Consider the following 11,284-nt stretch of genomic DNA (forward strand, 5'->3'; position numbering starts at 1 on the left):
AGTCAGGCGGGAGGATGCAAGCCATGACGACGGACACGCCCGCGCTGACGCGTGACAAGGAAGGATGGATCGTCCGTGTGAAGTTGGGAGGACGGGTGCAGGAGGTTCGCTGCACCACCGAGAGCCAGGCCCGCTACGTCGCGGCGATGTTCGCCCTCCACGCGGCCCGCCCTCCCACGCTGCGCAACTGACTTCACCACCCGTTCTTCTGGCCGTACTCCTGCGCCTCGGACGTGAACTTGTGGGTGGACGCGGACATGGTCCACACGAAGTTGGCGCGGAGCTGATCCGGATCATTGATGCCCGGCGTCGGCTTGGGAGGAATTGGCACCTCGGCCTGGACGAAGACCGCCGTGCCGCCGCCGCCGTTGCCCTGGGCGTTGGGCAGGTTGGACAGCTCGGTGCGGATGGTGGAGAGGAACGAGGTCAGCTCCGTCGCGCGCACGCCCGTGAGGTAGAAGAACGTCTGGAGACTCTGGACGTCGAAGCCGTACGCGACGAACTGGGACTTGTCGGTGGGGTGGCGGTACACGGACACGTACGCGCTGCGCACCGTCACGGGGATGAACGGCGTGCCCACGGGCCAGTTGGCGACCTTGGTCGCCGCGGCTGGCAGCGTGGGCAGGGTGGGCACGGAGGTGACGACGCACGTCGCCCCCGCGTCCACGCCGGCGTCCACGCCCGCGTCCGCCAACGGCAGGTAGATGATGGGCGGCAGCGTGGTGACGGTGGACTGCTGCGTCACCTGCGCGGGCGCCTCCCCAGGCGGGACTTCTCCGGCCTCCAGGCCACAGGCCACCCACGCCAACGCCGAGCACACTCCGAGCACGAAGGCTCGCTTCATGGCACTTCCCCCTCTGTCTGGATGATGAGTTGTGACTACTCAAAGACAACGACGGTCTGCACCCAACTTCCCGGGTTCCTCCCGAGAAACTCCATCCGCTCGCGCTTCACGGCGACCGAGGGAGACGCTCCCTCGCGCACGCGGCGGCGCACGGCCTCGAAGAACGCACCGGCCTCGGCGTCTGGAATGTCCGACGGCGACGCGATGACGGCGCGCGCGCCCGCCTCCAGGAACGCGACCGGCAAGCTCCACGGCTCATGCAGATACGGCGCGGTCTCGGCGGCCCGGCACGACGCCAGGATGACCACCGGGGCGCGCGACAAGTGCTGGCGGCGCACCTCGCCCGCGGTCAGCGCGTAGCGGCCATCCGCCTGCGCGGACAGCACGATGAGCGACGCATCCGAGATGCCCAGGTTCACCAGCCCGTGCGCGTGGATGTCGATTTCATCCGCGCTCGGCATCTCGGCCAGGACGCGCTCCGGCGTCGCGGCGGCGCCCGTCAGGTCCACGCGGGGCGCGGTGGGCTCGGTGCCCGGCAGCCACGCGGACAGCCGCGGCAGCCCCAGCGCGGCGGGCGCGTTCACGTCACTGACCACCAGCCGTCTCGGCGCGCCCGAGGCCGCCACCGCGGGCTTCGAGTCCCCACGCTGATAGCTCCACGCGAAGTCGGGAGGCAGCAACCCCGCCCGCCCATGCAAGGGATAGCGGGCAAAGACAGACACGTGCTCGCAGGGGCGCAGCGCCTCCAGCACCGGCGCGGACACCAGCGAGGCGACGTCGAACGCGGGCGCGCCGCGGGTGGTGAGCGTGCCCACGGCCTCGCCCTTCGCGCCGCGCGCGGCCACCAGCATGCGCTCCTCGGCGATCTCCACGCCCAGCAGACAGCGCGTGGGCGCCGCGACGCCAGACTCACGGGCGAACCAGTCGAGCGCCCCCGCGAAGTCCCCCGCGCGACCGGCCTCCAGGATGAGCAGGGAGTAGCTCGCGGCCCGCGCCTTCTGCGCCCCCGTGTCCTCGCGCGGCAGCTTCTCCGCCGCCGCGATGAGGTCCTCCAACTGCCGCCGCCCCGCGACGCGGTCGTGCTCCAGCTCGGCGCGCGCGATGGCGTGGTCGACCATCAACAGCAGCCCGGGCCGCTTGCCGAGCCCCGGCTGCATACGAGCGGACGCCGCGAGCGCGCGCACCGCCTCCAGGTCTCCCGGCCGGGGCGCGACGCGCGACAGGTCCGCGAGGACGAGCGGGCTCAGGGCGGAGCGCGGCGACCCACACTCCGGCACCGCGCCCAGCTCGGTCCGCGCGGCGTCGAAGCGCAACTCGGAGGCGTCCAGCATCGCGAGCGTCTCGTGCAGGAAGACCTGGGCGGCGCAGACATCCGGCTGGCGCAGCGCGGACTCCCGCAGGTAGGCGCGCGTGAGCGCGAACGCGTCCCGGAAGCGGGCAATCTGCCCCAGGTGCTGGAGGAACTGCGTCTCCTGCTCGGGGTCGTTCGAGGCGCGCGCCCGCTCCAGTCCGCGCAGCGCGTGCTCGCGGGCCTCCACCAGCCGGTGCTGCGACGTGTAGAGGTACGTGAGCACCGACTCCAGCTCGCCGCAGCGCGCGTCCAGCTTGCGCAGCTCACAGGCGGGCAGGGCCTTCAGCAGCAGCGCCTCCGCGCTCGCCATCTCGCCAGCCGTCAGCCTGGCCTGCGCGCGCTGCAGCTCCGCGTTGACCTGGAACCATGGGTCGCCCACCGCGTCCGCCGCCCGAGCGTAGTCGTCCAGCGCCGCGGGCAGCCGCCCCAGCAGCGCGAGCGCGCCCAGCAGGATGTCCGAGTCCCCCGAGGCCCGCAGCGCCCGCACGAACCCATCCGCGCCCGCCATGTCGAAGGCGCCCGCCAGCACCTGGGCGAACGACGTCGCCAGCGGACCTCGCCGCGCGAAGTCCCGCTTCTGCGTCCGCTCGATGTAGCGGGCCAGCACGTCGCCGCCGTAGTGCGCGTCCAGCTCGCGCGCCTCGGGGAGCAGCGCGCGCACGCGCTCGGCGGTGGGCGCGGTCCAAGCCGCCAGATACAGGTACTTGCGCGCGAGCGCCGGGGCCTCGCGCACCAGCGTCGCCGGCAGGGGCGTGCCATCCGCCACCAGCGTCTTGTTCGCGGACCAGGCCTGGTTCCAGTGGTCCTGCCGCGCCTTCGTCTGGCGCCGCACCGCCTCGGCGCGCTCGCGCGCCTCCTGGCTCCAACCCGGCTCGTTCAGCGCGGCCACCTGCTCGAAGCCCTCGGCCGCGAGCAGGTCCAGGCCCAGCTCGCGCAACACGAGGCTGCGGTTCCACATCGCCGCCGCGTGCCGGGGCTCCTTCGCGAGCACACGCTCCAGCAGGACGAGGGCGTCCTCCAGGTCCCCGCGTTGCAGCGCCACCACGGCCCGGTCGCTGTCCACATCCGGAGAAGCAGGCGCGCGCTTCAAGTCCTCGCGCGCCTGATCCACTTCGCCGCGAAGCAGGTGTCCCGTGCCCAGCCCGTGCAGGTCCCCCGCCGCCTCCAGCTTCGCCAGCGCCTGGAGCGGCACCAGCTCGCGCGGACGCTCGTCGCCCGAGCGCTTCACGCCGTAGGGCCGATACCCGCTCGCCCCGGACCAGCTCAGCCGAGCCTCCAACGAGCGCGTGGGCGCCAGGGCCAGCGCCTCCGGCCCCACCACCTGCTCCGAGCCATCCGTCGAGGGCGAGCGGAACAGCGCCACCGTCAGCGCGGCCGTCAACGAACCGCTCAGCGCCACCGCCGCCACCCAGCGGCGACGCCCGCTCCACGCCGGACGGAAGGCGCGCGAGGGCTTCGCCTCGCGGGGAGCGTGAGGGGCAGGCGCCGCGGGGACGTCCGCGTCGCGCGGCGGCGACACCACGCGCAGCGGACGGACCTCCTCCTCGGCGTGGATTGCCTCGCCCGCGGACTTGAGCTCGAGGATGACGTCCAGCGCATCCATGCAGCGCTCGCAAGTGACCAGGTGCTCACGGAAGGACGCGGCCTCCTCCGGCGACAGCTCGTCATCCGCGAACAGGTGAACCTGGTCGTGGATGTCCAGCATGTCGAGGTCACGCTCGGAGTCGCTCATGGCTACTCGGTCTCCGGAGGCTGGGGGGTCAACAGCGCGTGGAGCTTCTGCCGCGCCCGGGCGAGGCGCGTACCCACCGTGTTCTTGTTGAGGCCCAGGTGGTCGGCAATCTCGATGTACGAGCGCCCTTCGATTTCCTTCATCCGGAACACCGTACGGAACTCCTCAGGAATCTGCTCCAGCGCCTCGCGAACTTCCGCGGTGCCGAACTTCGCCCACAAGGGCTCGTCCTCGGGCAGCGGCGCGGCGACCGTTTCCTGCACTTCTTCCGCGGACACCCCGGCCCGGCGCTCGCGCAGCTTCAGGCGGTGTCGATCGAAGAAGAGGTTGCGCTGGACGCGCAGCAGCCAGGCGCGCGCGTCCCCCTGCGTCTTCAGCTGCTCGCGGTGGCGCCAGGCGCGCTCGTAGGTGTCCTGGATGAGGTCGCCCACATCCGAGGCATTGCCGGCGAGCTGCATTCCCCGCGTGCGCAAGAGCGTGTCGTGCTGGCGAATGAAGGCGTCGAACCAGCGGCGGTCCTGCACTTCCAATGAAGGGGGCTCGCTCTCCACGCGGGACACAGGCTGGCTGGTCGGTTCGGGAGCAGTCAAGCGCCGCGAGCCCCGGACCGCCGGGAGCCGCCCCATCCACTCCAGCGCGAAAGTATCCATGGCGTCCCCGTCCTCAGGCCCTTGCGGAGAGTCCACCGCACTGCTCCGCTCCGCGCAGCCGTACCCACAACCCCGACGCGTGCATGTCTTCAGTCCCTCCCTGAACAAGCGGTCCGGAAGGGAAACGAAGCGTGTGGCCAATCTTCCCAGCGGGGATATTCGCGCCATTTCCTCCCGCGCTCAGGAAGGGCGACGCATTCGCGCCGCGCGCCGCGCGCAGGAGAAGCCCACCCAGCCGAGGACGGGCGCCATCAACAGCGGGGCCCGGGCGTCCACCTGACGCGCGGAGACGGTGTAGGCCACCGCGCTGCCCAGCCGCAGCGCGCGCTCCACCCTCGCGGCAGGCGCTCGACGCCCCCCGCCCCAGGGCCCGCTGAGATGGAGGCCCAGTTGGGCTCCCCACCACATCAAGGCCCGTGAGCGCGCCGGCCCCGCGGCCGAGCCCCACACGCGCCACGCCGACACGGCGAGCAGCGCGGACATCAGCGTCCACGCGGGCCCCGTCACGCCGTCTCGACGCGGCGAGGTCGACCGTCCCACCCCACGCCATGAGCGCGCGGGGGACGTCGTCCAGCGTGCGCCCCAGAGCGAAGCCCCCGCGGTCAGCGCCCCCATCACCCCGAGCGCCGCGGCCGACTCCCGGTTGAGCGTGGCGTTGCGCTGAAGCCCCGCGGGCGTACCCCATGCGGTCAGGTCCATGTGTCGTCCTCCCAGCGCCCCACGGGGAAGCTGGGCGCGCGAAACTCCCCGCGCCAGCCGCGCCCGCCCGCCAGTGTTACAAGAGACCTTTCCCGTGCCACGCGGCGAGGCTGCGCATGACGACTCCGGATGATGTCCTGGGCTTCTGGTTCGGCCAGCCCCCTGACCCCGCCCGAAATCCCACCTGCGCGAGGCCGCGCGCGCTGTGGTTTCAGCGGGACGCGGCCTTCGACCAGGCGTGTCAGCCATTCCTGGACGCGCACACGCACGCGGCCGCAGGAGACCTGAGGGATTGGGCGGACGAGCCACGCAGCGCCCTCGCGCTGGTGCTGCTGTTGGACCAGCTTCCGCGCAACCTCTTCCGAGGCTCCGCGCGCGCCTTCGCTTCGGATGCGCGCGCCCGAGAGGTCGCCCGGCACGCGCTGGCCCGAGGCCTGGACACCGCGCTGCCCCCGGTGTGGCGCTGGTTCATGTACTTGCCGTTCGAGCACAGCGAGGACGCGCACGACCAGCGGCTCTCGGTCTCCTTGTTCGAGCAACTCGCCCTGTCGCGCGGCGCGGACAGCACCTCCGCCATCGAGTCCGCGCGGCAGCACCGAGACATCATCGAGCGCTTCGGCCGCTTCCCCCACCGCAACGCGGCGCTGGGCCGCGAGTCCACCCCGGACGAAGTGGCCTTCCTCCAGGAGCCCGGCTCGTCCTTCTGAGGCGGCCCGCCTGGTCGCTCGGTCGGGCTGCGTCCGGCCGTGTGGGTTCACCCCGCCGCGCGGAGACGACGCGGGGAGGACTGCCGGGCGGAACGAGCGCTGGGGTAGCGTGCGCGCACCGTGCTCGCGGAGGGGACGTGGCGGCAGACATCGCGGACATCATCCGGCAGCGCTGGCGCAACCAGTGGAAGCAGATGCTGGGGGTCGCCCTGGGCGTCACGCTCGTGGCGGCGCTGTGTGGGTGGCGCGGGCTGTTGGATGACGCCGAGCACAGCGCCTACGACAAGGCGCTCACCACGTACACCCGCGCGCCCGGCCCGTCCTCGCGCGTGGTGGTGGTGGCCATCGACCAGTCGAGCCTGGATGAGATGGGCCGTGATGAGCAGTACCGCCGCAACTTCGGCATCTGGCCCTTCAGTCGCAACCTGTGGGCGCGCGTGGTGGAGGAGCTGAAGGCACGCGGCGCGCGCGCGGTCCTCTTCGACGCGGTGATGCAGGAGGCCTCCACCGACGAGGCCATGGACCTGTCGTTCGCGCAGGTGCTGCGCGACACGCACCTGCCCTTCTACCTGGGCCTCTCCACCCATGGCTCGGCGCTCCCGCTGCCGCGCGCGGAGGCCACGGCGCCCCAGCCCGTCGCGCCCCCCCCCGCGCCCACCGAGTCCGCGCCCGTCCAGGCCGTACCCGCCGGCGACGAGGAGTTCACCGACACGCCCGAGCCCACGACGCCCGCCGTAACGCCCGAGGAGCTGGCCCGAGCCCTGGCCTTCCCGGCGCGGCGCGACGACGCGCGGCTCTTGCCCACGCTGGAGTACGCAGCCAGTGATGGGGCTCGACGCATGCGCTACCCCGTGCCGCCCATCCCCGCCCTGGTCGGCGCGGCGAGCGGCTTCGGCCTGGTGGACACAGAGGTGGACGCGGACGGCTTCATGCGGCGCACGCGCTTCGCGTACACGGATGGCATCAACACCTACGCCACGCTGCCGACGCGGCTCGCCGCGGACCTGCTGGGCGCGAAGGAAGTGCGGCTGTCGGGGCGCATGCTCACGCTCGGCGAGCGTCACTTCCGGGTGGACGCGGATGGCAGCGCGGCAATCGACTATGGCGGCGCGATGCACGAGCGCTTCCAGTTGGTGCGTCTGGTGGATGTGCTGGAAGACTGGGCGCGACGCCAGCAGGGCCAACCGTCGCGACTGCCTTCGGACACCTTCACCGGGAAGGTGGTGGTGCTGGGCGGCACCGCGCTGGGCGTCAACGACATCAAGGCCACGCCCTTCTCCGCCGCCGAGCCGGGGCTGGTGAAGCAAGCCGCCGTGGTGGATGCGCTGCTGGGCGGCGCGTTCATCACCCGCGCGGCGCCCTGGGTGGACCTCACCGTCACCTTCCTGGTGGCACTGGTGTCCGCGGTGCTGCTGATGACCGCGCGCTGGACGCCGCTGGAGGTGCTCTGGCCCGTGGCCATCTTCTTCGGGCTGCACCTGGTGATGGGGCTCTTCCTGCGCACCGCGCACACGCACGTGCTCACCGCGATGCCCTCCCTGGCGGGCGTGGGCGCCAGCGTGGGCGCGCTGGCCTTCAATCACTTGCTGGCCAACCGCGAGGCCGAGTTCATCCGGCAGACGTTCAGCCGCTTCATGGACGCGCGGCTGGTGGACCAGATGCTGAAGGGGCACCAGCTCCCGCGGCTGGACGGCGAGAACAAGGAGATCACCGCCTTCTTCAGCGACATCCGCGGCTTCTCCACCTTCAGCGAGCGCTTCAAGGAGGACCCCCGCGCGCTGGCGCGAATCCTCAACACGTACCTGACGCGGGTGACGAACGCGCTCCTGCGCGAGGGCGCGTGCCTGGACAAGTACATCGGCGACGCGGTGGTGTGCCTCTTCGGCGCGCCCATGGCGCAAGCGGACCACGCGGTGCGCGCTTGCCGAGGAGCGCTGGCCGCGAAGGCCGAGGTGGACGCGCTGCGGGAAGAGTTCCGCGCCAGGGGCCTGCCGGACGTCTACACGCGCATCGGCGTCAACAGCGCGGTCAACTTCGTGGGCAACTTCGGCAGCGAGCAGCACTTCAGCTACACGGCCATTGGTGACGGGATGAACCTGGCGGCGCGGCTGGAGGGCGCGAACAAGGCCTACGGCTCGCTCATCATGATTGGCCCGCGCACCTATGAGCTGGCGCGCGAGCACATCGAGGTCCGCGAGCTGGACCGCGTGCGGGTCGCCGGCAAGACCGAAGCCGTCACCGTGTACGAGCTGCTGGCCCTCAAGGGCGGATTGAGCGCGCCGATGCGGCGCACGGTGGAGGGCTACCACGCGGCGCTCGCGCTCTATCGCGAGGCGCGCTTCGCGGACGCGGTCACCGCGCTCGAGGCGTTGCGGCGCGAGGCCCCCGAGGACGGGCCCACGAAAGCGCTGCTGGAGCGCTGCCGCGAGTACTTGGAAAACCCACCCGCGGTGTTCGACGGCGTGGCCAACCTGGAGAAGTGACGCCGTCCTGGCGTTGGGGGTCGTGATGCGGATGCGATGGAAGGCAGGCGTGGTGCTGCTGGCGCTGGGGGCGCCCGCCCTCGCGCTGGCGGTGAGTCCCGGCGGTTCGTTGTACGTGAAGGCCAAGAACACCCGGGTGATGAAGAGCCCGTCGCCCACGGCCGACGCGGTGGTGGTGCTCCAGCCCGGGCAGCAGGTGGTGTGGAACGGCGCGGAGCCCTCCAACAAGCAGTGGCACAAGGTGACGGCGCCGGGCGGCAAGCAGGGCTTCGTCTTCCAGACCAACCTGTCCACCACGCCGCCGCGCATGGAGCTGGTGGCCAAGGACGGCAACGCGCGCCAGGTGGACCCCGCGGCGTTCGTCGCCAGCGGCGCGGCGGTGAAGGCCCTGAGCCCCGGCGCCGAGCAGTACAGCAAGGAGAAGGGCGGCGACTACGCCCAGTCCGCCGAGCAGCTCAAGCAACTGGAGAAGCTGGCGCGCGACATCAAGCCCGCGGCCATCGCCAGGCACGTGACGGACGCGGAGCTGTTCCCCGTGGTGGGCGGCAGCGAGGTCGCGGGGGCCTCGGGCAGCTCGGCCGCGAAGAAGAAGGGGGGTGCGCGATGAGTCGCCACCTGTCGGTCATCGTCGCGGCGGTCCTCGGCGGGGCCTCGGCGGGCTGCGCCAACATCGCGCTCAACTCGAGCGCCCTGTCGAGCGGCAGCGCGTTCGCGGGCCGCGTGATGGAGAACGGCGCCAAGGCGGTGCACGACGCGAGCAAGTGCAATGCGTTCAAGGTCGAGCCGGCGGTGAAGGAGGAGTACGCGCTGGGCGGCGCGGTGGCCGTGCATTGGGTGCAGCGAGGCGGTGGGCTGCGCCTCAAGGGCAGCGGAGAGCCCGAGGTGAACGTCTACCTCAACACCGTGGGAAAGAACCTCGCGGCCCAGTCGGAGCGCCCCACCTTGGAGTGGACCTTCGGCGTGCTGGCGGACTCGAAGAACTTCACCGCGCTGTCCTCGCCCGGCGGCTACGTCTTCGTCACGCACCGACTCCTGGCCGGCGTGCAGAACGAGGCCGAGCTGGCCGGCGTGCTCTCGCACGAGATTGCCCACATCGTGCTCAAGCACGCCATCCACCAGTACACGAGTTCGAAGGTGAGCCTGTGCAAGGCGCTCGCGGTGGGCAATGCGGTGGGCGGCGCGCTCCTCCCCCCGGCCGTGGTGAGCACGGTGGTGTCGGGCGGTGACCACGGCACCCTGGACCTGGATGGCAACACGAGCCTCCTGGGCAAGCTGGCCGAGAAGACCATCGACCTGCTCGACAAGGGCAACAGCAAGGACGAGGAGTTGGAGGCGGACCGCATGGCCGCCCAGCTCATGATGTCCGCGGGCTACGACCCGCGGGCCTTCGTGAGCCTCCTCAAGCGCACGGACGAGGGCGGCGGCGTCTTCGCCAACCACCCCAAGCGCGACGACCGGGTGGAGAACATCGAGGACTACCTGAAGCAGGTGCGCGCGACGGAGGGGAAGCAGGAGTTCGCGGGCCTCACCACGCAGGGACTCAAGAGCCCGCCCCTGCCTCACGAGGTCACCGCCCAGCAGGGCGGGGTCGCGCGAGATACGAAGTAGGACGGCCGCGTCGCCGGGCCGTCCGCGTGCGCGTCAGCGCGCGGCGGCCTGGCTGAGCGCCCGGTGCACGGCCTCCAGCGCCTTGCGGGCCTCCAAAAGCTCGGCGCGCTCGGAGGTGAGCGAGGCCACCTGCTGCGCGAGCACGTCGCGCTCGCCCTGGAGCGTCTCCACGGCGCGGCGCAGGGACGCGGACTCGTCCTTGGCGCCCTCCAGCTCCGAGGCGAGGCGCTCCTCTTCGGCGAGGCTGTCCGCCAGCGCCTGCTTGCCGCGGACCACCTCGACCTCCAGGCCCTCGTGCTCCTTCGACGCGGCCTGGAGTGCCTGACGCGACTCCTGGAGGGACAAGAGCGCCTCGTCGCGCTCGCCCTCCAGCGCGGCCAGCTCGCGCTCCAGGTCGGCCAGCAGCTTCACGCGGCCTTCCATCTCCGAGGACAACCGGCGCGCCTCGTCCATGCGCAGGCGGGCTTCCTCGGTGGCCTTCTCGGCCTGACGGCGCGAGGCCTCCAGGTCCTGCGTGAGGGTGAGGTTGAGCGCCTTCACCCGCGTCAGCTCGGCCTGCAGGGTGGTGATGCGCTCCACCGCGCGCTGGCCGGCCTCCGCCACCGTGGCGGGCAGCGGCTCCGGGCGCGGGTTCTCGCGCACCGCCTTGAGCCGCGCCTTGAGCCGCTCACGCCTCGAGTCCGCGTCCAGGGCCTCCTCGCGCGGCGCGGCGGGCTGCTGCACCTCCACCTCCGCGGGCGGCGCCTCGGTCCGGGCCACCGTCTCGACACGGGCGGTCACAGCGGTTTGCGCGGGAGCGAAGGTCATCATGGGCGCGACCTCGGGGACGGCGGGCGGAGCAGGCACGACCGGATGCGCTTCAGCGGAGCCCCAGGCTGGGGCGGGCGCGGCATACGCCATCGGGGGCTCGGGCTCGGCCAGCATCGAGGGCGGCGGCGACGCGAACGTGACGGCCATCTCTCGCGCCGGGGCCGCCTCGCGCTCCCAGGTAGGGGCGACGGCGACGGGCTCCTGCCAGGGCGTCTCGGGGACCTCCCACGACTCGGCGGCCGTGGGCGGAGATACCAGCGCGGACAGCGCGTGGGCCACGGGCGCGGGCATCGTCGGCGCGGGGGCGGCGGGCTCGGCGGCCCGGGTCAGCAGGGCGGACGGCACGGCCGGCGCGCGCAGGGCGGCCTCCATCGCCTCGGCGGCGGTGGGGCGCGGGGCG

General features: G+C 72.2%; 10 protein-coding genes. 5 read left to right on the top strand and 5 right to left on the bottom strand.

Annotated elements, in window-relative coordinates; all coding sequences use genetic code 11:
• The first annotated feature begins 23 nt into the window (after positions 1 to 23).
• Positions 24 to 191, top strand: a complete 168-nt coding sequence (locus KRR26_RS27625; RefSeq protein WP_199723719.1) for a hypothetical protein — start codon at positions 24 to 26, stop codon at positions 189 to 191.
• A gap of 2 nt (positions 192 to 193) precedes the next feature.
• On the opposite strand, the gene KRR26_RS27630 is transcribed toward KRR26_RS27625, so the two are convergent.
• The 4 genes from KRR26_RS27630 to KRR26_RS27645 form a co-directional block, all read right to left on the bottom strand.
• Positions 194 to 844, bottom strand: coding sequence for a hypothetical protein (locus KRR26_RS27630; RefSeq protein ID WP_217081249.1), 651 nt, complete (start codon positions 842 to 844; stop codon positions 194 to 196).
• Positions 845 to 879: 35 nt separating this feature from the next.
• Positions 880 to 3,927, bottom strand: a complete 3,048-nt coding sequence (locus tag KRR26_RS27635; RefSeq protein WP_217081250.1) for a CHAT domain-containing protein — start codon at positions 3,925 to 3,927, stop codon at positions 880 to 882.
• 2 nt (positions 3,928 to 3,929) lie between these two features.
• On the bottom strand, positions 3,930 to 4,577 hold the full coding sequence (locus tag KRR26_RS27640) for an RNA polymerase sigma factor (protein ID WP_158611417.1): 648 nt from the start codon (positions 4,575 to 4,577) through the stop codon (positions 3,930 to 3,932).
• Between the two features lie 180 nt (positions 4,578 to 4,757).
• Complete coding sequence (locus tag KRR26_RS27645; RefSeq protein WP_217081251.1) at positions 4,758 to 5,276, bottom strand: TspO/MBR family protein; 519 nt, start codon at positions 5,274 to 5,276, stop codon at positions 4,758 to 4,760.
• Positions 5,277 to 5,392: 116 nt separating this feature from the next.
• On the opposite strand from KRR26_RS27645, the gene KRR26_RS27650 reads away from it, so the two are divergent.
• The 4 genes from KRR26_RS27650 to KRR26_RS27665 all read left to right on the top strand — a co-directional run bounded on the left by KRR26_RS27650 (position 5,393) and on the right by KRR26_RS27665 (position 10,074).
• Complete coding sequence (locus KRR26_RS27650; RefSeq protein ID WP_120204331.1) at positions 5,393 to 5,983, top strand: DUF924 family protein; 591 nt, start codon at positions 5,393 to 5,395, stop codon at positions 5,981 to 5,983.
• A 137-nt stretch (positions 5,984 to 6,120) separates the two neighbouring features.
• On the top strand, positions 6,121 to 8,466 hold the full coding sequence (locus tag KRR26_RS27655) for a CHASE2 domain-containing protein (RefSeq protein WP_407931743.1): 2,346 nt from the start codon (positions 6,121 to 6,123) through the stop codon (positions 8,464 to 8,466).
• A gap of 31 nt (positions 8,467 to 8,497) precedes the next feature.
• Positions 8,498 to 9,073 carry an SH3 domain-containing protein gene (locus tag KRR26_RS27660; protein WP_328707223.1) on the top strand — a complete coding sequence of 192 codons (576 nt, stop codon included), beginning with the start codon at positions 8,498 to 8,500 and terminating at the stop codon, positions 9,071 to 9,073.
• A complete protein-coding gene (locus KRR26_RS27665) occupies positions 9,070 to 10,074 on the top strand; it encodes a M48 family metalloprotease (protein WP_120204328.1) in 1,005 nt (334 codons plus the stop codon). Before KRR26_RS27660 ends, KRR26_RS27665 begins: the two co-directional genes overlap by 4 nt.
• Before the next feature lie 33 nt (positions 10,075 to 10,107).
• Here KRR26_RS27665 and KRR26_RS27670 read toward each other — a convergent pair.
• Positions 10,108 to 11,284 (bottom strand): extensin-like protein (locus KRR26_RS27670; protein ID WP_328707224.1); only part of this gene is annotated, 1,177 nt, incomplete at its 5' end.

This window comes from Citreicoccus inhibens, from assembly GCF_019039035.1.
GTDB lineage: Bacteria > Myxococcota > Myxococcia > Myxococcales > Myxococcaceae > Citreicoccus > Citreicoccus inhibens.